Origin of the sequence: uncultured Phascolarctobacterium sp. (assembly GCF_958349595.1) — a bacterium.
Lineage (GTDB): Bacteria > Bacillota > Negativicutes > Acidaminococcales > Acidaminococcaceae > Phascolarctobacterium.
This window is the reverse complement of the sequence record NZ_CATWDQ010000003.1, coordinates 74,079-97,568: the sequence shown is the minus strand read 5'-3', so window position 1 is coordinate 97,568 and position 23,490 is coordinate 74,079. Positions and strand designations below refer to the sequence as shown.

Here is a 23,490-nt window from a genome sequence, read left to right as displayed (position 1 = left end):
CTTCCACAAGGATTTTACTAATTAAAAGCGAATTTTATTATTATCTATACACAAGAAAGAGGTAGACCCATGACCATTGAACAACTGATTGCCGGCGAATTGTCGGTCAAAGCGCAGCAGGTAGCCGCAACTTTGGAGCTGCTGGACGACGGCAACACGATCCCCTTCGTCGCCCGTTACCGCAAGGAAGTTACAGGATCGCTGGATGAAGAACAGATCCGCACGATCAGCGAACGTGCCCAATATCTGCGTAATCTGGAAACACGCCGGCAGGATATCCTGGAATCGATAACCGCACAGGAAAAACTGACTCCGGAACTGGAAAGCCAGATCCAGGCTGCTGTAAAAATGCAGGAGCTGGAAGACCTGTATCTGCCTTACCGCCCTAAAAAACGTACCCGGGCCCAGATCGCCCGTGAACGAGGTCTGGAACCGCTGGCTGAACTGATCATGGCCCAGGCTCAGCCGGCACTGACTTTAGACAAACTGGCCGGCCTGCATATCGATCCGGAAAAAGGCGTCAATACTGTTGAAGAAGCCTGGGCCGGCGCCTCTGACATCGTAGCCGAAGATATTTCCGACCGTGCCGATATCCGTGAGCTGATCCGCAAAGAGCTCTGGAAGGGCGCCGAGCTTGCTTCAACGCTGACAGTTGACGAAACCGCAGGCCAGGACTACCTGATGTATAAGGAATACGCCGAACCTGTACGCCAGCTGCCGCCCCACCGCATTTTGGCCCTAAACCGCGGCGAAAGTAAAAACTGCCTGAAGCTCACCTTAAATTATCCGACCGAAGCCATGCTGAATAAACTGGCGCAAAAATTGAAGATCCAGCCGCATACAGTTTGGACCGAGCTTTATACAAACGCCGTAGCCGACAGCTACAAACGCCTGCTCTTTCCCTCGCTGGAACGGGAGCTGCGCAATGAACTGACAGAGAAAGCTGAAAAACAGGCGATCTCGATCTTTGCCGCCAATCTGCGGCAGCTGCTTCTGCAGCAGCCGATCGCCGGCCATACAGTTTTGGGCCTTGACCCAGGCTACCGTACCGGCTGTAAAGCTGCCGTCATCGATCCCAATGGGCGCACACTGGCGATCAACACGCTGTACATCACCGGCAGCCAGCATCAGCGCGAGCAGGCGGAAGCAGGTTTTCTAGAGCTGGTGACCAGACATAAAGTTACTCTGGTCGCTATCGGCAACGGCACGGCCTCTTTTGAAACCGAAGAATTTACGGCCCAGATGATCGAAAAACACCAGCTGGAGCTGGCCTATCTCATCGTCAGCGAAGCGGGCGCTTCCGTTTATTCCGCTTCCAAGCTGGCGCGTGAAGAACTGCCCGACCTCGACGTTTCTCTGCGCGGAGCAGTTTCCATCGCCCGCCGCGTCCAGGACCCGCTGGCCGAACTGGTCAAAATCGAACCCAAGGCCATCGGCGTCGGCCAATATCAGCATGACGTCAACCAGAAGGAACTGACAGCCACACTGGGCACCGTCGTCGAATCCTGCGTCAACCACGTCGGCGTCGAGCTGAATACGGCTTCGCCGGCACTGCTCGGCTATGTGGCCGGCATCTCCGGCACCGTAGCCAAAAATATCATCGCTTACCGTAACGACAACGGCGCTTTCCGCAGACGCAAAGAACTTTTAAAGGTCGCGCGTTTAGGCCCGGCAGCCTTTACTCAATGCGCCGGCTTTCTGCGTATTGCCCAGGCTAAGAATCCTTTGGACAACACCTCCGTCCACCCCGAAAGCTATGCTTTAGCAGAGCAGATCCTGGCGGAGCTGGGCTTTGACCTGAATCACTGCAACGAGCCTGCCGTTCAGGAGGCGGCTGCCAAAGCTGATGCCGCTGCTCTTGCTGCCAAGATGGACGCCGGCCTGCCGACGGTGACCGATATTCTGGAAGCGCTGACACGTCCGGGACGCGACCCGCGCGAAGATGCCCCGGCACCGCTGACCCGCAAAAAAGTCGCTAAGCTGAGCGATCTGGAAATCGGCAGCGTCGTCAAGGGTACAGTCCAAAATGTCGTCGATTTCGGCGTTTTTGTAGATATCGGCCTGAAAACCAGCGGCCTGATCCACCGCAGCGAACTGTCCAACAGCCGCTTCCGCCACCCGCTGGATGTAGTCAGTGTCGGCGACGTTATCGAACCGGTCATCATCAGCATCGACGAACAGCACAACCGTATCGGTCTGAGCCTGAAACAGACCAAAAAACCGGTATCCGAATAAAAAATGTTTTGCCGGCAGCCGGAGCAACAGCCCCAGATCGGCCAGAGCCAGCAAGCAGAACCATGAAGGAGATGGTCTTATGACAACAACGGCCAACAAGCCGGCAGCAATAGCTGCCGCTTATTTCAGTCCTACAGGCGGCACCAGAAAAGCAGCCCTGATGCTTGCAGAGGCACTGGCTGGCACCGCCCCGCTTACGGAAATAGATTTATCCGTACCTGATCTCAAAGGGCAGACCTTCACCAAAGCCGACGTTATCGTCGTTGCCGTACCAGTTTTCGGCGGCAGGGTACCGGCTTTTGCCCTGAAACAGCTGGCAGCACTGCAGGGGCAGGGAACCAGAGCGGTCGCCCTGGTCGCCTATGGCAACCGCGCCTATGAAGACGCCTTGCTGGAATTGAGTGACTGCCTGACCAATCAGGGCTTTCAGGTCATCGCCGCCGCTGCGGTGCTGGCCGAACATTCGATGCTGCGCAGCGTCGCAACCGGACGTCCGAATGCTGACGATCAGAAGCAGCTGGCTGCTTTTGCTGCCCAGATCACTTCTAAACTGCAGACGGAGACAGCGCCGCTGACGACGATACCAGGCAACCGCCCCTATAAAGACTGGCAGCCCATGCCTGTTGTCCCGCAGGTCAGCGAGTCCTGCACCAGCTGCGGTCTGTGCGCCGCTACCTGCCCCACTCATGCTATTCCCGGCAGTCAGCCGCAAACGACGGACCCCCAAAAATGTATCCTGTGCTTACGCTGCACCGTGGTCTGCCCGCAGCAGGCCCGTTCACTACCGCCGCAGGCACAGGCCATGATCGCTCAGAAGCTGGCGCCGATCAAGGATCTTTATAAAAGCAACGAATTTTTCTGCTGAAAACAAAAGCTCCCGCTCTTGCTATAAACAAGAACGGGAGTTTTTTATTTTACGTTTTTATTTCACTGTCCCGGCATCAGCAGCGAAAGCAGTACCGGTACCAGCAGCGTCAGCAGCAGGCCGTTGATGAAGGCAAACAGGCCGACGTGGATATTGGTATATTTGATCACCACCGGCAGGCCCGAATCCATAGTTGCGGCTCCCGAAGGTGCCAGCGCCAGGAACTTGTTGAGCTTGACCAGCAGCGGTATGAACAGAAAAGCCAGCACCTCCCGCAGCATATTGGCCAAAAAAGCGATCGTCCCGACCTCAACGCTGTACAGCGTGCTGATCACTACGGAAGAAAGGCTGTACCAGCCCAAAGCGCTGCCTACCAGCAAAGCGTCCTGCAGTGTCATGCCGGTGACAAAGGAAGAAAGCGCAGCGCCGCCCAGACTGCCCAGTGTGACAGCCGTGGGGATGACTACCGCCAGCAAAATACTCTGCGGATTACAGATTTTTTTGATGATATGCCGGTTGCCGCCGATCTCGATCCCGGCGACAAAGACCATGAAATATAACGCCGACATCAGAATCTCATCCAGCAGCTCCTTATGTTCCAGACCCAAAAAACAATAACCGCCGGCGATACCTAAAGCGATAAAGGCGAAAATCGCGTAGACCATCATTCATCGCTCCCTTCCGCCCGGGCCGCCGTTTTGGCAAACAGTTTCAGCACCAGCCACAACGCCAGTACGCTGCCGCCAATGATAAAAAGCGCCATGACCAGCGATTTGCCGCCCAGCTGAGCCAGCTTGCCCAAAAGCTCCGCGTCGCAGCCGATCTTAGCCCCCAGACACAGCAGCATAATGAACAGGCTGACCGTCGATAAACGGCTGAGCCATTTTTTGACATTGTAATCCAACAGGTCACTGCAACCTACGGCGATCCCCAAAACGATCGCGATCATGATCTCCTGCATTGCTTCCCCTCATTCCTGCAATATAAAACAAGCCCCGCCGCACGGCAGGGCCTGCAGATTATTGATTTTTATTCTAACGACAACAGCAGCGGATACAGCGGCTGACCACCGTCAAAAACAGCTACTTCCCAAGCGCCGTCCAAAGCTTCCAGCTCTGCGGCGATTTTCTCAGCTTCCTCCTGCGTCAGATCGCTGCCATAATAAAGGCTGATCAGTTCCCAGTCGCTGCCGGCCAGCTTGACCGTTGCCGCCGTGACTTCCGCCAGCGTTACGCCGGCATAGACGATCTTGTCTTCCAGCAGTCCGATATACTGGCCTTTTTTGACAGTGATCCCGTTGACGACGCTGTCACGCACGGCAATACTGACAGCCGCGCTGTGAGCCTCCCTGGCCTCGCGGCGCATCACGGCGCTGTTTTCCTGCAGCGTTTTAGCCGCGTCAAAATGCAGCAAAGCCGCCAGTCCCTGCGCCAGATTGGTCGTCGGCACATAATCCACCTGCGCCGCACCCAGCAGTTTTTTGACCTGCTCGGCCGCCAAAATGATATTTTTATTGTTCGGCAAAATAATGTACTGTTCGGCCGAACCATTTTCAATAACTTTGATAAACGCCTCTACAGGAGGGTTCATGCTCTGTCCGCCGCTGATGATCTCGGCCGCGCCCAGCTGATGCATGATCGTGGCGATACCGTTGCCCGCTGCCACCGACAACACGGCCAGCCCCTGCTTTTCAGTCTGTGGGCCTACGACGCGGTGCTGATGCTGCTCAGCCATATTATCGATCTTGATATCGTGCAGCGACCCCCAGCTCAGCCCCTGCTGCAGCACCAGACCGGGAGCCTTGCTGTGGATATGCACTTTGACGATATCGCCGACCACGGCCACGATCAGCGAATTGCCCAGAGGCTGTAAGGCCTCACGTACAACGTCTTCCTTAACGGCGGCGTCTTTGACGATAAATTCCGTACAGTAAGGATTTTCCAGATCGACTTCCATTTCGATCTCATTGGCAAAAGACGGTTTGGCCGGAGGCAGCTGCAGTTCGCCGGCGTCCTCGCCGCGGAACCCTGCCAGACAACCTTCCAGAAAAACTATCAGTCCCTGGCCGCCGGCGTCCACTACACCAGCCGCTTTCAGTGCCGGCAGCAGTTCAGGCGTACGTGCCAGTTCCTTTTTACCGCTCTCCAGCGCTTCGCATAAAACAGCTTCAAAGTCTTCACCATGACGCACCGCATGATAAGCGCCCTTGGCGATAGCGCGGGCCACGGTCAGGATCGTGCCTTCCACAGGCTTCGATACGGCCCGGTAGGCATAGAGGATACCAAACTGAAAGGCTTTGCCAACTTCATTGCTGGTAGCACGTTTCTTGCCGGCCAGGCCTTTGCCCAACCCCCGCAGCAGCTGCGACAGGATCACGCCGGAATTACCCCGGGCGCCCATGATCGCACTGCGGGCTGCCACCGTCCCGACCTCGGAAGCCGTAGCGTTCTGCAGCTGACTGATCTCCCTCGCCACTGCGGCCATCGTGTGCATCATATTAGTACCGGTATCACCGTCCGGTACTGGAAAAACATTCAAATCATTGATATATTGATAATTTTTTTCAAAACTTCTGTAAGCGCCCAGCAGCATATTTTTTATTTGTTCGCCGCTGATGATCGCCTCTTGTTTACTTGTCATAACGAGTCTGCACCTTTCTTCAGCGCTGCCGCCGCACAAAAAGGCCAATAACGCCGGGTCCTAAATGTGCTGCCAGAACCGTTCCGATGCCCGTTACCAATACAGGCACTTCGGGGAACAGTTCCGACATTGCTTGGCGCAAAGTTTCAGCGTCTTCCCGAGCCTCGGCATTCGCCACATAAACAGCTTCTATCGGGGCATTGGCAGCGGCAAGCTCGACCATGCGCTGCAATACTTTTTTACGGGTACGGCATTTATCGACAACAGTCAGCTCGCCGGCTTTGTCGATACGGACGATAGGACGAATGCCCAGGATATTACCCACTAAGGCTCCCACCGCGCCGATGCGGCCGCCCTTCTGCAGATATTCCAGCGTATTGACAGAAAAATAACTTTCCGTGCGGGCGATCAGTCCCTGCAGGTATTCCTCCAGCTCGTCCATCCCCGCGCCGGTCTCCGCATAAGCCAGCACTTCCATAGCCATGCCGCTGATCGGGCAGGCCGCCGTCAGGCTGTCGAACACGCGGATATCAGCGCCGGGGATCTCGCTCATGACCTGCCGGGCCGCTAAACGGGCCGTCTGCACAGTACCGCTCAAAACTCCGTCTACCATGATCGCGATAACCTTTTTGCCGTCGCCGGCCAATTCCGTAAATAAATCAAGAAATCTGCCAATGGCAGGCTGCGAAGTTTTAGGCAGCTGCCCGCTGGCTTCCACCAGGGCAAACATTTCCTGTAAGTTTTTTTCTCCGTCCACCCATTCGGTATCACCGTGCCTTACAAGCAGGGGGACTACATGACAGCGGGGATCATCCCGCAAGGGTGTTTCTTCTGCAACAGCAATACTGTCCAAGACGATATGGATATCGTTTCTCACTGCGCATCCTCCCTTGATCAAATTAACGTATCTGCTCTTATTTCAGTCAGACGCCTTTACAATATGTATATATTTTAGCATATTTCCGTTTCTATTTCCACTTATGGCATAATTAGCTGGCTTTTGTAGCCGTTTTTGTAAAAAAAGAAAGTGCAAACTGGAAAAAAGGCAAAAAAAAAGCCCTTACGAGAAGGGCCAAATGAGGGGCTGTTTTGATACTCTTAGTATAGCATTTTTGTATACAATATGCAATAGCTCTTTTCTGCCTTTTTCAGAAAATTTGTGCAAAGACAATTTACCTGCATTGGACAAAGGTTTATTGATAATCCTTACCGATAAAAATCACCGCGTCATAAGCCGCATCATCTGCACGCAGGATCCGCAGCGTATAAGGGAAAGGCACTGTCGACAGCTTACTGACCACACGGCCGTTACTGGTGGTAGAGACCACTGTCGTCTGAGCACGTTCGGGGTCGCTGCCGCCGTCGATGACATCAAAGCCCATAGCCGCCAGCCTTGCTGCCACATCACTGCCGGCGCCTTTGCCGCTGCAGTCAACGACTTTGACAGATACAACAGCGCGGCTGCTTTCTTTAGCCGGCGGTTTTACAGCCTTCGGTGCAGCAGTCATTTTATCTTCTGTTTTAGTCTCCACTGGTCCCAGTTCGTCTGCCTTGCTCTTTTTCGACTTGGCTTTCTTTTCGGCATCAGCTTTTTCTTTATTTTTCTCTTTAGCGTCTGCTTTGATTTTCTTTTCTGTCTGTTCCTCTTCTTTCAGCTTCTCTTCCACAGCCTGCTGCTTTTCTTTTTCCTGGGCAGCGATCAGGTTACGTTTATATTCGGCTTCCATTTTTTCGGCGCCCTGACGATAACGCTCCGTCATCTGCGCGCCCTGCATATCCACCATCTGCTCGCGCAGGTCGGTAATATCCGGGATCCAGTAGCTGATCTCGTCGATATATTCCGGCGTGCCAGGAACCGTCGCCATCTGCAGGCCGCCCTGCTCTTTCATCATGCCGTGCAGAGCGCCGCCCATCGCCAGCATATCTGAAACCGGCAAATCTGTTTTGACCATTTTCATGATCTCCGAAACCAGTCCCGGCATCTTCGTCAAAATCTGTGCCGAAGCGATCTTTTCGTATACCGCCAGCATAAACTTCTGCTGCCGTTTGATCCGGCCGATATCGCCTTCCTCGTCACGATAACGCACATACTGGATCGCTTTTTTACCGTCCAGATGCTGCGGACCTGCCGAAAGATCGATCAGGAAATCGTCCCAGTCGTCATAATAATACATATCCTTTTCCACATCAATATCTATGCCGCCGATCGCGTCTATCAGGCCTTCAAAGCCGCTGAAATCGACCATCACATAGTTATTGACCTGGATCCCCAAAAGCTCTTCCGTCGTCTGCTGCGTCAGCTTGTGCCCACCAAAGGCATAGGCATGGTTGATCTTGTCCCAGCCATGTCCCGGAATACGCACCCTGGTGTCACGCGGTATGGACAGCAGGGAAACATTTTTACTTTTAGGATCGAACATCACCACAAACAAAGTATCGCTGCGGCCGGGATCGTCGTCCTTTTCCCTGCCGTCCACGCCTAAGACTACAATATTGCGTTTAGACCCCAGACGTTCGTTGCGCGGCAGGTCATCCATAGTTTTAGCCAGCGTCCCGAACATCGGATCACCGTTCATATAAGCATATGCCAGATAACTGGCGGCAGCGATCGCCGCTACGACCAGCAAAATTATTTTCTTCAATCCGCTTCTTCCTTTCCCTCGTGCAATTACAAAATATTAGCCTGCAGTTCCTTCTGAAATCTTTTGAGGAAGCCATGCAGGATCCGGGCTGTAAGCCCCCAGATAACATGCCCCTGATACTCGTAAAAATAAATATTATAGCCCTTGCGTTTATGCCACTCGCGCGGATGCCGCGGCAGCAGATCGAAAGGAAAATCCTCCGTAGCACGGTTGGCCAGCTCCATATGAGCCACCCGCGGCTCGAAACGCAGTAAAAAATCCAGCGGCACTGTAAAGATCTCGGCTACCTCGTCGCTGTTACAGGCTAATTTTACATCATGCTCCAGTTTACCTACAAAGGGATGGATGATCGGGCCCATATGCGTCACTAAATAATCCAGCTCGCCGCATAATTCTATTTTATCTTCCGTGATCCCCAGCTCTTCGCAGGTTTCGCGCACAGCAGTTTTCGCAAAGCTGTCGTCGCCGCATTCATAGCGGCCCCCGGGGAAACACACATCGCCGGGCTGCCAGCCCAGACCTGCCGCCCGTACTTCAAAGAGCACTGCCGGGCCGTTCTCCGTATCTATCAGCGGCACTAAAACAGCGGCGTCCCATAAACGGTCGGCTTTATCGATCCGGGCAGGACGTCGCTCAAGTCGCTTGGTGATCTGTTTCGTAAGTTCAGCCATTTTTTCCATACAACAACCCCATTTCTACCTATATCCCTTCTGCGTGCGCGGCTTTTTTCCTGCCTTCTGTTGTGAATTATTCTTGAAATATAAAAGACGGACGGGTTTTAACCCATCCGTCAAAGAGCCCTGCTGTTTTTTAATAGAGCGGTTCTTCGATTTTAGACTTTTCGCTTTTATCGACCAGATAAGCGACGGTAGCGTCACCGGTAACGTTGACGCAGGTACGCGGCATATCCAGGATACGGTCGATACCGGCGATCAGGGCAGAACCTTCCAGCGGCAGGCCGATAGCGGTCAGGATCATGGTCAGCATGATAAAGCCCGCACCCGGAACGCCTGCAGTGCCGATCGAAGCCAGCGTGCCGGTCAGGACGATGGTTAGATATTGTCCGGTAGTAAGGTCAACACCGTAGATCTGCGCAATGAAAAGCGCGCAGACCCCCTGATAAACAGCAGTGCCGTCCATGTTGATGGTAGCGCCCAAAGGCAGTACGAAGCTGGAAATATCTTTGGAAACGCCTAATTTCTGAATACACTGCATGCTGACAGGCAGAGTGCCGCCGGACGAACAGCTGGTAAACGAAAGTACCTGTGCCGGTAAGATCGCTTTAAAGAACTTGAGCGGGCTGATCTTGCCGATAAATTTGAGCAGGCTGCCGTAAACGATGAGCGCGTGCAGCAGGCAGCCCAGATAAACGGCGACAACGACCTTCAAAAGTGGCAGCAGCACAGCCGGTCCGTTAGCCGCAACGACAGGAGTGATCAAGCCAAAAACGCCGATCGGCGCTACATTCATGATGAAGCCGACGATCTTGTAGCTGACTTCTGCCAGTCCGTCAAAAACATTGTACAGCGCTTTGGCACGGTCGCCGACAGCGGTGATACCAATGCCCATGAACAGGCTGAAAACGATGATCTGCAGCATGTTGGCTTTCAGCATGGCTTCCATGGCGTTAGTCGGGAAAATATCAGTAATTACTTTCATGATAGGCGGTGCAGCTTTAGCGGCTGCTTTAACGCCTTCAGTAGGCATATTGACGCCGGCGCCCGGCTCCATCACGGTGCCCAGCGCAATGCCCAGCACGATCGCGAAGGCCGTAGTGCCCAGATAATAGGCCATGGTCTTACCGCCGATACGGCCGATCTTTTTGATGTCGCCCAAACTGCAGACACCAATAACAAGAGACGAGAAAACCAGAGGAACGATGATCATTTTGATCATGTTCATAAAGATCGTACCAAACGGTCCGATCCACGTTTTAGCGAAATCTACACCTTCCGCACCCAGTTCCAGACCGGCAATGATACCAAGACCAAGACCGATCAGGATTTTCGTTGATAAATTCATCAAAACATCCCCCTTACGCATAATAAAATATTAAAATTACGTTTACAATAATTGGCTAAAAATAATAAAAATCCTGCTATTCATCATCATGTATACAGTATTTCTGCAAAATTGTTGCTGAAACTGCAGTTTTTTCAAAAAAAATATGCTAAAGTTTTTAGTTTTATCTAAAAGCTTTAGCATATTTCTGTATTTATTGATTATTTTCCAGCCGATAAGCGCAATGACTGGTAGCACCGGAATACTGGTTGAGTTTAAAAGAACCACGCAGAGCGGCAGCTACAAACTTCTTGGCCTGCTCGACAGCCTCCCTCACACTCAGCCCATTGGCCAGGCCGGCGGTGATCGCCGCCGAATAAGTGCAGCCCGCGCCGTGATTATAACAGGGCTCGATCTTCGGAGCGCTGGCAATGGTAAATTCCCTGCCGTCGTACAGCACGTCTACAGCTTCTTTACTGTCGTTGCGGGAACCGCTTTTGATAACTACATAGCCGGCACCCAGCTCTTTGATCCTGCCGGCCGCTTCCCTGATCTCGTCCAGCGTTTCTACCTTTGCCATATCGGCCAGATAGGCGGCTTCGATCGTATTCGGCGTAACTACGTCGGCCCGACGCATCAAAACAGCTTTGATCGCTGCTGCCGCTTCCGGCACCATGATCACGTCCACGCCTTTGCAGACCATGACCGGGTCGATAACGACATTACGCAGCTTGAAACGGTCGATGGTGCGGGCTACCAGCTCGACCAGGTCGGCGCTGCCCAGCATCCCCGTTTTCATCGCGTCGATACCGATACCGGCAACGATCGTCTCGATCTGCTTTTCCACAACGTCCAGCCCGATCGGGAAAATTTCGTGGTTCCAGTCTTTGTGAGGATTCTGGGCTACGATAACGGTCAAGGCCGTCATCCCGTAAACGTCCAGCTCCTGAAAAGTTTTTAAATCAGCCTCCATGCCCGCGCCGCCGCTGGCGTCGCTGCCGGCAATGGTCATGGCTTTATGCAGCATCGTCATAACTTACCTCCTGCTTCAAGCTTTACCTGGCGTAAAGCTCCCATAAAATAACTGCCAAACAGCCGGGGATACCAAAGAACCCGGCGATCAGCGCTTTGACAACGGTGATCTTGAGGCCGAAGCCTAAAAAACCGCCGATAAGATTGATAAACCATAAAGCCACCGCGCCGCAGATACCGTTCCAGATGAGCCGAAACGGCAGCGAAAAGCATTTGACGACGATGACCAGGATCAGTACGCCGATAATAAACGGCAGTGTGCCCTCCAAAGTGCCCGAATTGAGTCCTTTGACGGCATGGTCGATGCCCTGCATGGCCGAACCGCCCAGATCGCGGACAGCGCTTTCTATTTCCTGCATGCTCCAGTTCCTTCTTTCTTACATTCTGTGCCTGTTTTCCAAAGCGCGCGATAAAGTCAGCTCGTCGGCATATTCCAGGTCGCCGCCCACGGGCAGGCCATGGGCAATGCGGCTGATCACGATACCGATCGGCTTCAGCAGCTGCGCCAGATAGGCAGCAGTCGCTTCGCCTTCCACGTCAGAATTGGTAGCGATGATGACTTCCCTGACCGTATCGCCCTGCAGACGCCGCAGCAGTTCCTTGACGCGCAGGTTATCGGGCCCGATACCGTCAAGCGGCGACAAAACGCCGTGCAGCACATGGTAAACACCGTTATAGCCGCGGCTGCGTTCCATCGCCAGCACGTCCTGCGGCTGCTCGACGACGCAGACGACGCTGTGGTCACGCCCGGCATTGCCGCAGACCTCACAGGTCTCAGTATCGGTAAGATTGTAACAGATATCGCACAAACGGATCTGCCGTTTAGCCTCCACCAGCGTCTCAGCCAGCCGGCGCACCTCTTCTTCCGGCATATCGATAATGTGATAAGCCAGCCGCAGAGCTGTTTTAGAACCGATACCCGGCAGACGCCGCAGCTGTTCGTGCACATTGGCCAGCGGCCGGATCATTCTGGCCATTTTCAGAACATACCAGGCATTTTCATGCCGCCGGTCAGTTTGCCCATTTCAGCTTCTGTCATTTCGTCGACTTTACGCATACCTTCGTTGACTGCCGCTACCAAAAGGTCTTCCAGCATTTCTACGTCTTCCGGATCGACCGCGCTGGGATCGATCTTCACGCTGACGACTTCCTTCTTACCGCTGACAACTACGGTGACAGCACCGCCGCCGACAGTCGTTTCGATCGTCCGCTGTTTTAATTCTTCCTGCATCTTAGCCATATCGGCCTGTAATTTCTGAACTTTTTTCATCATGCCCTGCATATTTCCCATACCACCGTTGAACATTCTTGTTCCTCCTCATAATGATGCCTTGCGGCAGAAATTTGATTTATAATTTTTGCAGCGTGCCGCCAAAAGCGTCCAGCGCAGCCTTGACGGCAGGTTCGATGTCTTCTGCCGGGGGCTGCTGCCTGGGAGCGGCTTTAGGTTTGGCAGCGGCCGGTTTCGCAGCAGTGACGCATTCGAGCCGTACGCTTTGCCGTGCCAGCCGCAGCAGCACTTCTTCAAAAGCTTTCTTATAATCAGGATCGTTCATCCTGACGCACATAAACTGATTTTTGAAACCGACGGTCAAAACGCCGTTTTCATAGCCGGTAACGAAGCCTCCGGCAGCGCAGGCTACCATGGACTGTTTCTTTTCGTTTTTGAGCAGCTCCAATGCCTGCTTCCACAGGTCTTCCCCCGCAGTCCAGTCGCCGCTGTATTCCAGTGCCGGCGCGGCAGCGGCCTTAGCCGGTGCGGCGGTCGTCACTGTTTCCGTCTTCTCGACCGGTGCGACAGCTGATTCTGATGCAGGTTCTGCCGCAACTGCCGGAGCAGCGCTTACAGCAGGCGCCAATTTTACTTTGGGAGCGGCAGGAGCTGTGGCAGGCGCCGCACTTGCCCGTGCAGATCCGGTATTACTCTGTTCGCTCCCGGCTGCTCCAGTCAAAGGCACACCGCTGCGCACCTGCTGTTCCAGCTGCTCCACCCGAGCCAGCAAAGCAGCGATCGTGCTGCCTTCGATGCGGCACAGGTCAAACAGGCATAATTCCGCAGTGATCCGGCCACGCGCGCTGAAACGCAATTCGCCCAGCGCCTGATGCAGGCGTTCTTCCGCCGCCATCAGCCTGTCATTGGCAAACAGTGGCGCCAGCCCGGCAATCGCCTCTTCCGTATCAGTCAGATAAATTTCGTGATACCCCGGCGAAGCCTTATAAAGCAGCACCGCCCGCAGATATTCAGCCAGCTCCGTCAGGATCTGGCGTACGTCCTTGCCCTGTTCGGTCAACCGGTTCAGCAGCTGCAGAGCTGCCGACAGCTCCTGGTTGCCGATGGCGCGTACCAGCTCACGCAGCGCTTCGCGGCCAACGATACCTAAAACGTTCCGCACTGTTTCCGCAGTTACCGTATCGGCCATGACGCCGCACTGGTCCAGCAGGCTCAGCGCATCGCGCATACCGCCGTCCGACTGGATCGCGATCAGCTTCAAAGCGTCATCGTCGACCTTGATCTCACTGCCGTCAGCAACTTCACGCAGACGCTTTTCAATGTCCGCATTCGTCACCCGTTTAAAATCAAACCGCTGACAGCGGGAATGGATCGTCGCCGGGATCTTATGCGGCTCTGTCGTCGCTAAAATAAAAACGATATGCGCCGGCGGTTCTTCCAGAGTTTTCAGCAAAGCGTTGAAGGCCTCTGTCGTCAGCATATGCACTTCGTCGATAATATAAACTTTATACCGTCCATTGACGGGAGCAAACATTACTTTTTCCCGCAGGTCACGGATCTCGTCGATACCGCGGTTAGAGGCAGCGTCGATCTCGAACACGTCCATGCTGCTGCCGTCGTTGATGCGCTGGCAGTTGGCACATTCGTTACAGGGATTTGCCGTCGGTCCCTGCTCACAATTCAGGGCTTTCGCCAGGATCTTCGCCGTACTGGTCTTGCCCGTTCCTCTCGGTCCGGCAAATAAATAGGCATGCGCGATACGTCCTGTCGTCAAAGCATTGCTCAAAGCGATCCGCACCGCCTCCTGTCCTACCAGGGCATCAAAGCCCTGCGGACGCCAGCGCCGGTATAGTGCTACATAAGCCATTTTCTGCCTCCTTTCCTGTCGTTAAGCCACCAAGTTTCTTATCTACTTATTATATAAAATTTATGGATATAAGTACATATCCAATTTCATTAAAAATTTAAGGGACAGCTTTTGCATTTTCTTTCTGCCGGCTCCGCCTTCCATATACCAAAAAAACCGGCTGTCATAAACAGCCGGTTTCCTCTCAGTTGCTTCCCTGTAGGGCCACAGACGCAGGCACCCCCGCGGCACATAAGAGGCTCCGCTTAGTGCTGCTTCCTTCCGGACCTGACACGGTTCACAGACTCCTATTGCGCAGGACCCGCCGCCTGCGGTCCTACAGAAAAACAAAAAGCCGCTGACCGCGGCAAACTTTTTTTAAGTGGCGGAGAGAGAGGGATTCGAACCCTCGGTACGGTTTCCCGTACACACGCTTTCCAGGCGTGCACCTTCAACCGCTCGGTCATCTCTCCAGGTTGAAAAAATCAGGGATTATACAATTGTTTACCGCTTAAAAATAAACTTGCGGCTGGCTTAATCCAGCCGCAAGTAACAGTATACTGATTTCTGGAAGAGATGTCAAGAGTTTCCGCCGAGATTGTGTAAAAAAATTTTCACTTTTCCTTAATCATTGCTGACTTCATCAGCAGGCAGCAGCAGCAGTGAACGTTCGGAATTCAGCGTCACGTTCTGCGCCGTCGCACCCATTACCAGCCCTTTGACCAGACCGGCGCCTGTTTTAGTCATCGCGATCATCGAAACGTTTTCTTCCTCCGCCCAGCGGCAGATTTTCTTGGAAGCAGCCCCCTTATCGACCAGATAGGAAGCCTTGATCCCAAAAAGCTTCATTTCCGCTACCAGTTCCTCCATCCGCGATTCGGCATTCAGCAGCTTGCTTTCCAGGTCGTCCTGATTACGGCTGCGTTCCACCACATGCACAAATACTACTTCCGCTACGTGCTCACGCAGGCTGCGGATCAAATTGAGCGCCACCAAAGATTTTTTGGAAAAATCCGTCGGGATCATCAATTTGCGCAGCAGGTCGTCATCGGCCAGATCATCGCTGTCGCCATCAGTTTTGGCAACAAACAGCGGCCGCTTCGAAGCTCTGGCCAGATCAAAGGTAGTACTGCCCAGCAAAGCGCTTCTGAAAAAGCCTTTCCCATGCGAAGCAACCAGCGTCAGGTCCACTTCTTTATCGTCGCCGACGCGGGTTATTTCTTCAAATACTTCACCCCAGGGCGTTTCGATGCTGACGGCTTCATAACCGTTGCGCACCAGCTCGTTGGCATAGCCCTGCAGCTTGCTGTAAACTTTTTTATAGCTGCTGCCGTAAGGGTCTGCCTCCTCTTCTTCATCGAATACATAGGCTAAAATGATTTCCGTATTCGTGTCAGGACAGAGACTGTACAGACACGGAAGCAGGATTTCCGACTTAGGGGTAAGATCCATTGCTAACAAAACCCTTGTAAACATATCGTTCATTACTCCTCTTTATTCTTGAATAACCTGCCTTAAGCATAACAGAAGATTCTGCCGACAGGCGTTTTCATCCTATTTAAATAGTTATATTTCGCCATTTATAAAAAAAATCCTGCCTGATTATTGTAACTTACCAATTAACAGGTTAAAATATATACATAAAATCAAATTTGTACAAAAGGGGTCACCGCGATGCTGAAGCAAAAAATAGATACCGCCGCACTCTTTGCCCAAAAAAAAGCAGAAGTTTCCAGCAGCACCCGTACACTGCTGACTCTTGACGGCCGGGAAAACGCTTATTCCACTGTCGAAGAACTTACCGAAGATCTTTTGACTATCCCGGAAGAAGGCGCTCTTTGGCTCGATCTGTCGTTGTTTGGTTCACACGATCAGGTAATGACGATCGCTCGTTCCTTCAAACTAAGCCCCGCGACACAGAATATTTTAGAAAACAGAAAACAGCAGCCGCGGCTGTTCCGCGACGGCAATAACCGAATCCTGATCTGCCGTCATCTGCAGCTGAATGAAAGCGGCAACGCTGTTTTTTATAATAATGTTTGTTTTGCGGCCAGCGCCAACCGCCTGCTTTCCCTGCAGCATGGACGCTGTGACCGTTTAAAAAATGCACGCACTCTTGTCACTACCCTGCAAAAGCCTCATAACACTATCCCGCAGGCTTTGACTTTGATTTTGGGCAAGATCCTTGACGATAACTGCGAGGTCATCAACTTTCTGGAAGAAAGGCTGCAGCTTTTAGCGTCAGCCTACAGCGAACAGGACGAACCGATCGATCCTAAAGAACTGCTGCGCCTGCGCCGCAGTCTGGTCACCGCCAAACAGGCAGTTTATCCGATGCGCCGCATCGTCAGCCGTGCCCTGCGTCAGGACCCGCCTCTGCTGATCGGCTGCGAGAACGCGCCCGAACTTTTAAAGATCAAACTGGAAGGAGCCGCGCTCACTTTATCAGTAGCCGACGAACTGCTTGCTTCGCTGGAACAGCTCTGCAGTAACGCTGTGATCGAACGCAGCGCCGATATCCAGGCTACCCTGACAACAGCAGCGGTAGTCTTCCTGCCCCTGATTTGTATCAGCAGTATCTTTGCCATGAACTTCCAATATATGCCGGAATTGAACTCTCAATGGGGTTATCCCCTGTGCCTGGGCGTCATGGCGCTGGTCGCCATTTTCACGCTCAGAAAATTACAACGCAAAAAATGGTATTGAAACAAGCTGATCAGCTTGCCCCGGCCATACAAAAAAGCATCCGCAGAAAATGCGGATGCTTTTATTTTTAAGCGTTGAAGACCTTGCCCGGATTGAGGATATTTTTCGGATCAAGCGCCCGCTTGATCTCCTTCATCATTTTCATTTCTACCGGTTCGGTATATTTTTCCATAGCTTCGACTTTTTTGGCGCCGATGCCGTGTTCACCGGAAAGACGCCCGCCCAGACTGTAAACATACGGGTAAGCCTCGGCATGGAAGCGGCTGACTTCGTCCTCCCACTGCCCGTCGCTCATCTCGCCCTTCAAGATCTGGAAGTGCAGGTTGCCGTCGCCGGCATGGGCCAGCGTAAAGAGTTTAAAGCTGTAATTTTCGGCGACCTTCGTCAAATGACGGATACAGTTAGCGATCTGATCCACAGGCACGACCAGATCGTCGGAAGTGCTGACCAGACTCAGAACGCGGGTCGATTCCAGACAGTTGCGGCGCAGCTTCCACACGCGCTCGTCAGCTTCCAGCACATCGGTCGCGCCGCTGGCACTGCAAATCTCGTCCAGCTGTTCCATCTTGCTTTCCAGTTCGTCTTCATTAAAGGTTTCTACCGTTACGATAACGTAATAGCCGTCCTCGTAATGGGGCAGCTTCAATTCGCAGTAATCGCTGGAGCTGCGGACAAAGCCGTTATCCATAAACTCGACGCTGGTCGGGTTCAGGCCTGCTTTGATCAGGTTCGGCACCAGACTGACGGCGGCGTCCAGATCGGTAAAGATCGCCAGCAGGTCCAGTTTATAAGGACACAGCGGCAGCAGCTTCAAGGTGGCTTTGGTAATGATGCCCAAAGTGCCCTCGCTGCCCATGATCAGCTGTTCCAGGCAGTAGCCCGTAGATTTTTTCTTTAAGCGCGCGCCCACATTGACGATGTCGCCGGTAGGCGTAACGGCCTCGATAGCGTAAACCTGATCACGGGTAGTGCCATAGCGTACGGCTTTATTGCCGCCCGCATTAGTGGCGATATTGCCGCCGATCAGACAGCTGTCGGCACTGCAGGGATCGCCCGCATACAGAAAGCCTGCGGCGTTGGCCTTTTCCTGAATCTCGACCGTGCGTGCGCCGGCTTCCACTACCATATACATACCTTCGGTATTCAGCTCGATGATCTTATCCATGCGTTCCAGCATCAACACGATACCGCCGAAAACTGGGATCGCGCCGCAGGAAACACTGGTGCCCGCGCTGCGGGGAGTTACCGGCACATTATATTGATTGGCGATCTTCATGACCGCCGCAACTTCCTCGGTGCTGCCGGGCCAGACCACGGCCTCGGGCAGATGATGATAACGGGGATCAGTCTCCTCGTCGGTTTTGTACTTATCAAGTGTTTCAGCGTCGGTCTTGACATACTCCGCACCTAATGCTGTCTGCAGAGCGGCTACCACTTCTGCGCTGACCGGTTCATATTTACTCATAACTTCCATTCCTTTCTACTGTCCTACAAAAATTTATCTTTGCCGCAGCGGCAGAATACCGCCGCAGGCCAATGACCTACAGATCAAAAATCTTGCCCGGGTTCAGGATCAGCTGCGGGTCCATAGCCGCCTTGATCGTACGCATGATCGCCAGCTCCCCGGCCGGAGTATAGGTTTCCATTTCTTTGAGCTTCTTGGCGCCGATACCGTGCTCGCCAGCCAGCCGCCCACCGATGCTGTACGCATAGGTGTAGACCTCCTGGTGGAAGGCTTCTACCTGCTGCTCCCATTCTGCGTCGCTCAGCTCGCATTTGCATAAAACGATATGCAGGTTGCCGTCGCCGATATGGGCGTTGATCTTGACCGGGAAGGAATATTTTTCGCCAATCTGCATAATGAACTTGATCGTCCCGGCGATCTCGTTGACAGGCACGACCACATCGTCCGTCAGGGAGACCAGACTGATCAGGCGCACAGATTCCTGACAGTTGCGGCGCATATCCCAGATACGTTCGTCAGCTTCCAGCACGTCGATAGCACCGGCTTCGCTGCACAATTCGTCCAGCTGCTCCATTTTCAGGTCCAGCTCGTCTTCACTGAAGGTCTCGACCGTGATGATGACATAAATGCCGTCCTCATAATGGGGCGCGCCCTTAAATTCCAGATAATCGGCCGTACCGCGCACATAAGAATTGTCCATATATTCCACGCTGGTCGGATTGATGCCGGCCTGCATGATCTTCGGCACCACGTCCAAAGCCTTGACCGGGTCATCGAACACAGCCAGCAGATCAAAGCGGTACGGCGGGATCGGCTGCAGTTTAAGCGTCGCTTTGGTAATGATGCCCAAAGTGCCCTCACTGCCCATGATCAGCTGTTCCAGACAGTAACCCGTCGAACATTTTTTCAAACGGGCGCCCAGCTCCACGATCTCGCCCGTCGGCGTTACCAGCTCCACCGCATACACCTGATCGCGGGTCACACCGTAACGCACCGCCTTATTGCCGCCCGCATTGGTGGCAAGGTTGCCGCCGATCAGACAGCTTTCAGCGCTGCAGGGGTCGCCCGCATACAGAAAACCTGCTTCGTTGGCATATTTTTGGATATCGACAGTGCGCACACCGGCCTCGACTTCCATATACATACCCTCGGCATTCAGCTCAAGGATCTTATTCAGACGTTCCATTAACAGGACAATACCACCGCAGACCGGGATAGCGCCGTCTGCCAGACTGGTGCCGCCTCCGCGAACAGTCACAGGCACATTATACTGGTTGGCCAGCTTGACGACAGCGGCGATCTCCTGCGCGTCAGCCGGGGCAACAACCACCTCCGGCAGGTGGAACTTGCGGGGATCGGTTTCCTCATCCGTCTGGTACTGCTCTAATTTTTCAGGCTCGGTCCAAACGTAGTCAGCGCCAAGAGCGGCCTTCAATGCGTCCAGCACTGCTGCCGTTACGGGAGCGTAAGTTTTCATACTTCATCTTTCCTTTCCTTCTGCGCTGCCAGCTCCGCCGGTTTGATCTCCGGATGCGTGTAACGCGTTTTAGCATCAGGCTTTAAGCTGCCCAGACTGATAGCAGTCTGCGGGCACCAGTGCGCACAGCCAAAGCAATGCAGGCACTCTGTGCCGAAAACAGGCTTGCCCTCCGACAGCGTGATATTGCCTGCCGGGCAGACAGTAACGCATATGCCGCAGCCTACGCATTTAGCAGCATCGCAGCTCAGCGCGCCGATATTTTTCATTTTCTCCAGCACCCACCAGCCAATGGCTGTGCCGCCATGCTGCCATAAAAAGCTGCGGCTCAGATGACTGTAATTATCATGCCTGTTTTTGATATTGCGGGCGATCAGCCCCAGCTCTGACGGAGCATCGCGCAGCAGCTTTTCCTTCCTTGCAGCCGGAGACGGAAAAACGATGCTGTTATCCGGCAGCGCCGCCTGCGCGCCATAGGACAAACGCAGCTCCCTCTGCTCTAAAAGCTCTTTGCCCTGCCCTAAGGCCTGGCCCGACATGGCGCCCATCGTCACTACTAAAAAAATATACTGCGGCACCATTTTTACCTGCTGCAGAAAAGTCTCCACAACAAGCGGCAAAGCCATGCAATGCACAGGACAGACGATACCGACCACTTCATCCTGCACCTCGTAGGGCGCTTTTAAATAACCGGTAATACCCTCCAAACGGCAGGCTTCCAGTTCCTTTGCGATACTTTCAGCGGCATACAGGCTGTTGCCCGTACCGCTCAAATAAAAAATAACTGCCATGAGATTCGCCTCGCTTCTCGTAATACTTCCTGCGGCAGATAAATAACCGCTTTCATTATATACCAAATGAAGTTGGATAGTCAAAAGAGATACTTAATCTTCCTTTAGCTGCCTTCTACAATATTAGTTACACTTTTGCGCTTCTAGATTTTCTTGATTTTTCGCAGTTAAACTTGCTATAATATAGAAAAACAAGAAACAAAACAACTGGAGGAATCTGAATGGCAGCAGCAAAAACCAAAGCCCGCATCGACGTTAAATATCTGGCCGAACAATTACTAAAATGCCGTTTGGAAGCCGGGCTGAACCAGGCGGAAGCGGCGGCCAAAATCGGCGTTGCGCCTTCTAATTATTTTTATTACGAAACCGCCAACGCCACTAAACCAACCGAAAAATTTATTGCCAAAATAATGCAGGCTTATAACAAGCCCCGCGACTTTTTTATAAAAATCATTGCACCGGAAGATGACTATAATCAGCTGCTGCCGCCGGAAATCAGAACCTGGTGCCAAACAGAAGCTGCTATCCCCTATCTGCTGATGGCACACGCCAAATACGCAGCCGACAAACTGGCTGCCAAAAAAACAGAATAATCCTTACAGCAAGCCGCTACATGCAGCTTGCTTTTTTATTACTCCGGAAAATAAAAAAATGGGGCCGGGTCCTAAGACCCAGCCCCTAAAATTTACCATGCACACCAATCATGACAGCACCGCCGTCAACATCGTGATAAGCGCCGATATCGAACATTTTCGCATTATACCTTATGCCGGCATAAGCGTCTTTACTATCGGTATTATACAAAACGCCAAAATCAACTTTCCACATACGAGTATTGCTTTTAGCTTTGCTCTCTGCCGCTACCGCTTTATTAAACGCTTCAGTCAAATCAATAACTGTTTTCTGCGTTCTATCAATAACCAGCTTGCCCTGTTCAAATTTCTGCTTTTCGTCCACCGCAGACTGCAAAACACTTTCCTCACCATTATATCTGACCGCTATCTGATTACCAACATCATTAAACTCCACGTCAGTTTTTTCACCGTTCACTTTCGGCACATAAGCGACTGCGCTTTTTATATCCTCCTGCACAGTCGTTATCAGCGACGCCCTGTTTTGATAATCCTGAACAGCGGCCTGCAAAACAGCCACCTGCTTTTCGTAAGCAGGCACATACCTCTGATAACAGCAGATAAAACCTGCTGCAAATACTGCAAAACAAGCCAATAAACATAGTACATATTTATTTCCAACCAACCGTTTTATGAATTCCAGCACCACTATCACCACCTGCTGCAATAACCGCGGGTATCAAGATGCAGCCAGTCACCATAACAGCCCAAACCCAGTTCCGAACCATCAATCCCCTGCCAGCCTGCCGCCGTCAGCACCATCTCCTGTAATTGCTCTGCCGTGTACTCCTTACCGGCTACATGAATATCAGCCGCACAGCCACGGGTGTGATAGCTGCCTACAGCACCGCCGCAGGCAGCATTAACACCGTCATCCACCGTCCGAAAACCAGATTTAAAACTGGTCCCATATTCCGCATGATAGCCAGTAGTATTGATGACCCAATCAGAATCGCATTCACGTAAACTATCCAAAATCCTGAACAGTTTTTCCGTTTTGCTGTCTTCAGTGCACAGGCAGCCATTTTCATCATCCCAGGCATAAGCATTTTTATTTCTGCGCCAGCAATCCCATTCACTCACGCTCCAATATTTACTTACATACATTATTATCACCCACTTTACTGCTCACTTCATTCGTTTTATCATCGCACAGCTCTTCGTCGTCAGGGATACCATTATTATTTCTGTCAATTATGATCTTCGTGCTGGCAACTTTATCGGTAACATAACGCAGCAGTGCCAAAATGCCTGCTGAGCCGAGTACATTAACGCCCTTCAGCAGCATCTCCAAATCTAAGATCTTAAAAACTACCCACTGATAGACCCATCCCAACAGAAACAACGTAAACAGCAGACATAAATAAATGCACACGAAATTGATCATGTGCATTTCTCTGACATTATAGGTATTAAGTTTATCACTCGCGACCTGCAGGCTGCTTAGAAATTTGCCCACAAACACACGCCACATTATTGCAGCTCTCCCGGCGGGCAAGTCGGCAGCTTTTCCAGTTTTTTCATCAGGTCTGTACAGATACCGTTGCCACCCAGCGCATGGTAGGCATTATAAATACGGTGAAATTTATAACGTTTTTCCACCGGCATATAACCCTGCGCCGTATATCTTTCGTGCGCCTGATCGATACGGTCATTAAGCAGAGAACACAAGCCTTCTTTGATCGCCAGAAAATCATCGTCACGTTTTTTCGTTTCTATTTCACGCTGCCGCTGCACATTCTTTGCTTCGTCCTGCATCCGCAAAACCACTGCCGAAAGAAAAGTCACTACAACGCCAGTAATAATCTGTAAAATCACTTCCATTTATACACCTCGCTTGTAAAACTATTGATAACTTCTTCTACTTTCTTAAATTATTACGTTAAAACACCAATATCTTTCGCATCCAACTTTCTATTATCGTCTG

Annotated in this window: 24 protein-coding genes, 1 tRNA gene and 1 other RNA gene; 4 read left to right on the top strand and 22 right to left on the bottom strand. The window is 52.4% G+C overall.

Annotation, left to right across the window (positions count from 1 at the left end; genetic code table 11):
• Positions 1-69 precede the first annotated feature (69 nt).
• Both Q4G98_RS03885 and Q4G98_RS03880 read left to right on the top strand, forming a co-directional pair.
• The gene (locus Q4G98_RS03885) at positions 70-2,235 is read left to right on the top strand and encodes a Tex family protein (RefSeq protein ID WP_301961844.1); all 2,166 of its coding nucleotides are present in this window, start codon (positions 70-72) and stop codon (positions 2,233-2,235) included.
• 79 nt (positions 2,236-2,314) lie between these two features.
• Positions 2,315-3,100, top strand: coding sequence for a 4Fe-4S dicluster domain-containing protein (locus tag Q4G98_RS03880; RefSeq protein WP_298565519.1), 786 nt, complete (start codon positions 2,315-2,317; stop codon positions 3,098-3,100).
• 62 nt (positions 3,101-3,162) lie between these two features.
• Here Q4G98_RS03880 and Q4G98_RS03875 read toward each other — a convergent pair whose 3' ends face one another.
• The 15 genes from Q4G98_RS03875 to Q4G98_RS03805 all read right to left on the bottom strand — a co-directional run bounded on the left by Q4G98_RS03875 (position 3,163) and on the right by Q4G98_RS03805 (position 15,977).
• Positions 3,163-3,768 carry a lysine exporter LysO family protein gene (locus Q4G98_RS03875; protein ID WP_177560461.1) on the bottom strand — a complete coding sequence of 202 codons (606 nt, stop codon included), beginning with the start codon at positions 3,766-3,768 and terminating at the stop codon, positions 3,163-3,165.
• Positions 3,765-4,061 (bottom strand): LysO family transporter, encoded by a 297-nt coding sequence (locus Q4G98_RS03870; RefSeq protein ID WP_293545223.1) that lies wholly within the window; start codon positions 4,059-4,061, stop codon positions 3,765-3,767. The genes Q4G98_RS03875 and Q4G98_RS03870 overlap by 4 nt, the downstream gene beginning before the upstream one ends.
• Before the next feature lie 68 nt (positions 4,062-4,129).
• Positions 4,130-5,740 (bottom strand): DAK2 domain-containing protein, encoded by a 1,611-nt coding sequence (locus Q4G98_RS03865; RefSeq protein ID WP_298563157.1) that lies wholly within the window; start codon positions 5,738-5,740, stop codon positions 4,130-4,132.
• 19 nt (positions 5,741-5,759) lie between these two features.
• Entirely contained in the window at positions 5,760-6,617 is an 858-nt protein-coding gene (locus Q4G98_RS03860) for a DegV family protein (protein ID WP_298563156.1), read from the bottom strand.
• Between the two features lie 316 nt (positions 6,618-6,933).
• Positions 6,934-8,382 carry an LCP family protein gene (locus Q4G98_RS03855; protein WP_298563155.1) on the bottom strand — a complete coding sequence of 483 codons (1,449 nt, stop codon included), beginning with the start codon at positions 8,380-8,382 and terminating at the stop codon, positions 6,934-6,936.
• A 26-nt stretch (positions 8,383-8,408) separates the two neighbouring features.
• On the bottom strand, positions 8,409-9,062 hold the full coding sequence (locus Q4G98_RS03850) for a CoA pyrophosphatase (protein ID WP_298563152.1): 654 nt from the start codon (positions 9,060-9,062) through the stop codon (positions 8,409-8,411).
• A gap of 130 nt (positions 9,063-9,192) precedes the next feature.
• On the bottom strand, positions 9,193-10,404 hold the full coding sequence (locus tag Q4G98_RS03845) for a dicarboxylate/amino acid:cation symporter (RefSeq protein WP_177560474.1): 1,212 nt from the start codon (positions 10,402-10,404) through the stop codon (positions 9,193-9,195).
• 193 nt (positions 10,405-10,597) lie between these two features.
• A complete protein-coding gene (gene thiD, locus Q4G98_RS03840) occupies positions 10,598-11,416 on the bottom strand; it encodes a bifunctional hydroxymethylpyrimidine kinase/phosphomethylpyrimidine kinase (RefSeq protein ID WP_298563149.1) in 819 nt (272 codons plus the stop codon).
• 22 nt (positions 11,417-11,438) lie between these two features.
• The gene (locus Q4G98_RS03835) at positions 11,439-11,774 is read right to left on the bottom strand and encodes a pro-sigmaK processing inhibitor BofA family protein (RefSeq protein ID WP_293545244.1); all 336 of its coding nucleotides are present in this window, start codon (positions 11,772-11,774) and stop codon (positions 11,439-11,441) included.
• An 18-nt stretch (positions 11,775-11,792) separates the two neighbouring features.
• Complete coding sequence (recR, locus tag Q4G98_RS03830; protein ID WP_177560478.1) at positions 11,793-12,392, bottom strand: recombination mediator RecR; 600 nt, start codon at positions 12,390-12,392, stop codon at positions 11,793-11,795.
• Between the two features lie 2 nt (positions 12,393-12,394).
• Entirely contained in the window at positions 12,395-12,721 is a 327-nt protein-coding gene (locus Q4G98_RS03825) for a YbaB/EbfC family nucleoid-associated protein (protein WP_177560480.1), read from the bottom strand.
• Between the two features lie 43 nt (positions 12,722-12,764).
• Complete coding sequence (gene dnaX / locus Q4G98_RS03820) at positions 12,765-14,513, bottom strand: DNA polymerase III subunit gamma/tau (protein ID WP_298563144.1); 1,749 nt, start codon at positions 14,511-14,513, stop codon at positions 12,765-12,767.
• 207 nt (positions 14,514-14,720) lie between these two features.
• Positions 14,721-14,820, bottom strand: an RNA gene (gene ffs, locus Q4G98_RS03815) — signal recognition particle sRNA small type.
• A gap of 55 nt (positions 14,821-14,875) precedes the next feature.
• Positions 14,876-14,965, bottom strand: a tRNA-Ser gene (locus Q4G98_RS03810).
• Positions 14,966-15,116: 151 nt separating this feature from the next.
• Positions 15,117-15,977: a universal stress protein gene (locus tag Q4G98_RS03805; protein ID WP_177560484.1), complete on the bottom strand. Its 861-nt coding sequence runs from the start codon at positions 15,975-15,977 to the stop codon at positions 15,117-15,119.
• A 189-nt stretch (positions 15,978-16,166) separates the two neighbouring features.
• Between Q4G98_RS03805 and Q4G98_RS03800 the strand changes: the two genes are divergently transcribed.
• Entirely contained in the window at positions 16,167-17,198 is a 1,032-nt protein-coding gene (locus Q4G98_RS03800) for a magnesium transporter CorA family protein (protein ID WP_298563141.1), read from the top strand.
• Between the two features lie 67 nt (positions 17,199-17,265).
• Here the strand turns inward: Q4G98_RS03800 and Q4G98_RS03795 are convergent, their stop codons facing one another.
• The 3 genes from Q4G98_RS03795 to Q4G98_RS03785 all read right to left on the bottom strand — a co-directional run bounded on the left by Q4G98_RS03795 (position 17,266) and on the right by Q4G98_RS03785 (position 20,931).
• A complete protein-coding gene (locus tag Q4G98_RS03795; protein ID WP_298563139.1) occupies positions 17,266-18,663 on the bottom strand; it encodes an FAD-binding oxidoreductase in 1,398 nt (465 codons plus the stop codon).
• A 76-nt stretch (positions 18,664-18,739) separates the two neighbouring features.
• The gene (locus Q4G98_RS03790) at positions 18,740-20,140 is read right to left on the bottom strand and encodes an FAD-binding oxidoreductase (RefSeq protein ID WP_298563137.1); all 1,401 of its coding nucleotides are present in this window, start codon (positions 20,138-20,140) and stop codon (positions 18,740-18,742) included.
• Positions 20,137-20,931: an EFR1 family ferrodoxin gene (locus Q4G98_RS03785; RefSeq protein WP_298563134.1), complete on the bottom strand. Its 795-nt coding sequence runs from the start codon at positions 20,929-20,931 to the stop codon at positions 20,137-20,139. The genes Q4G98_RS03790 and Q4G98_RS03785 overlap by 4 nt, the downstream gene beginning before the upstream one ends.
• A 221-nt stretch (positions 20,932-21,152) precedes the next feature.
• Between Q4G98_RS03785 and Q4G98_RS03780 the strand changes: the two genes are divergently transcribed.
• Positions 21,153-21,524: a helix-turn-helix domain-containing protein gene (locus Q4G98_RS03780; protein ID WP_177560997.1), complete on the top strand. Its 372-nt coding sequence runs from the start codon at positions 21,153-21,155 to the stop codon at positions 21,522-21,524.
• Between the two features lie 85 nt (positions 21,525-21,609).
• Here Q4G98_RS03780 and Q4G98_RS03775 read toward each other — a convergent pair whose 3' ends face one another.
• From Q4G98_RS03775 to Q4G98_RS03760, 4 genes are read right to left on the bottom strand one after another with little or no spacing between them, the layout of a single operon-like run.
• The gene (locus Q4G98_RS03775) at positions 21,610-22,209 is read right to left on the bottom strand and encodes a hypothetical protein (protein WP_298563131.1); all 600 of its coding nucleotides are present in this window, start codon (positions 22,207-22,209) and stop codon (positions 21,610-21,612) included.
• A gap of 5 nt (positions 22,210-22,214) precedes the next feature.
• The gene (locus Q4G98_RS03770; protein WP_298563126.1) at positions 22,215-22,670 is read right to left on the bottom strand and encodes a D-Ala-D-Ala carboxypeptidase family metallohydrolase; all 456 of its coding nucleotides are present in this window, start codon (positions 22,668-22,670) and stop codon (positions 22,215-22,217) included.
• Positions 22,657-23,037: a hypothetical protein gene (locus Q4G98_RS03765; RefSeq protein ID WP_298563123.1), complete on the bottom strand. Its 381-nt coding sequence runs from the start codon at positions 23,035-23,037 to the stop codon at positions 22,657-22,659. Before Q4G98_RS03765 ends, Q4G98_RS03770 begins: the two co-directional genes overlap by 14 nt.
• Positions 23,037-23,387 (bottom strand): hypothetical protein, encoded by a 351-nt coding sequence (locus tag Q4G98_RS03760; RefSeq protein ID WP_177560993.1) that lies wholly within the window; start codon positions 23,385-23,387, stop codon positions 23,037-23,039. The genes Q4G98_RS03765 and Q4G98_RS03760 overlap by 1 nt, the downstream gene beginning before the upstream one ends.
• Between the last annotated feature and the right edge of the window lie 103 nt (positions 23,388-23,490).

Bases quoted from the DNA above. Each gene is read 5' to 3' on its own strand.
- Q4G98_RS03850 (WP_298563152.1), bottom strand. From the start codon at position 9,062: ATGGAAAAAATGGCTGAACTTACGAAACAGATCACCAAGCGACTTGAG.
- Q4G98_RS03770 (WP_298563126.1), bottom strand. From the start codon at position 22,670: ATGTATGTAAGTAAATATTGGAGCGTGAGTGAATGGGATTGCTGGCGC.
- Q4G98_RS03790 (WP_298563137.1), bottom strand. From the start codon at position 20,140: ATGAAAACTTACGCTCCCGTAACGGCAGCAGTGCTGGACGCATTGAAG.
- Q4G98_RS03800 (WP_298563141.1), top strand. From the start codon at position 16,167: ATGCTGAAGCAAAAAATAGATACCGCCGCACTCTTTGCCCAAAAAAAA.
- Q4G98_RS03845 (WP_177560474.1), bottom strand. From the start codon at position 10,404: ATGAATTTATCAACGAAAATCCTGATCGGTCTTGGTCTTGGTATCATT.
- Q4G98_RS03795 (WP_298563139.1), bottom strand. From the start codon at position 18,663: ATGAGTAAATATGAACCGGTCAGCGCAGAAGTGGTAGCCGCTCTGCAG.
- Q4G98_RS03875 (WP_177560461.1), bottom strand. From the start codon at position 3,768: ATGATGGTCTACGCGATTTTCGCCTTTATCGCTTTAGGTATCGCCGGC.
- recR (WP_177560478.1), bottom strand. From the start codon at position 12,392: ATGGCCAGAATGATCCGGCCGCTGGCCAATGTGCACGAACAGCTGCGG.
- Q4G98_RS03760 (WP_177560993.1), bottom strand. From the start codon at position 23,387: ATGGAAGTGATTTTACAGATTATTACTGGCGTTGTAGTGACTTTTCTT.
- Q4G98_RS03765 (WP_298563123.1), bottom strand. From the start codon at position 23,037: ATGTGGCGTGTGTTTGTGGGCAAATTTCTAAGCAGCCTGCAGGTCGCG.
- dnaX (WP_298563144.1), bottom strand. From the start codon at position 14,513: ATGGCTTATGTAGCACTATACCGGCGCTGGCGTCCGCAGGGCTTTGAT.
- Q4G98_RS03880 (WP_298565519.1), top strand. From the start codon at position 2,315: ATGACAACAACGGCCAACAAGCCGGCAGCAATAGCTGCCGCTTATTTC.
- thiD (WP_298563149.1), bottom strand. From the start codon at position 11,416: ATGACGATGCTGCATAAAGCCATGACCATTGCCGGCAGCGACGCCAGC.
- Q4G98_RS03865 (WP_298563157.1), bottom strand. From the start codon at position 5,740: ATGACAAGTAAACAAGAGGCGATCATCAGCGGCGAACAAATAAAAAAT.
- Q4G98_RS03825 (WP_177560480.1), bottom strand. From the start codon at position 12,721: ATGTTCAACGGTGGTATGGGAAATATGCAGGGCATGATGAAAAAAGTT.
- Q4G98_RS03835 (WP_293545244.1), bottom strand. From the start codon at position 11,774: ATGCAGGAAATAGAAAGCGCTGTCCGCGATCTGGGCGGTTCGGCCATG.
- Q4G98_RS03780 (WP_177560997.1), top strand. From the start codon at position 21,153: ATGGCAGCAGCAAAAACCAAAGCCCGCATCGACGTTAAATATCTGGCC.
- Q4G98_RS03870 (WP_293545223.1), bottom strand. From the start codon at position 4,061: ATGCAGGAGATCATGATCGCGATCGTTTTGGGGATCGCCGTAGGTTGC.
- Q4G98_RS03785 (WP_298563134.1), bottom strand. From the start codon at position 20,931: ATGGCAGTTATTTTTTATTTGAGCGGTACGGGCAACAGCCTGTATGCC.
- Q4G98_RS03885 (WP_301961844.1), top strand. From the start codon at position 70: ATGACCATTGAACAACTGATTGCCGGCGAATTGTCGGTCAAAGCGCAG.
- Q4G98_RS03805 (WP_177560484.1), bottom strand. From the start codon at position 15,977: ATGAACGATATGTTTACAAGGGTTTTGTTAGCAATGGATCTTACCCCT.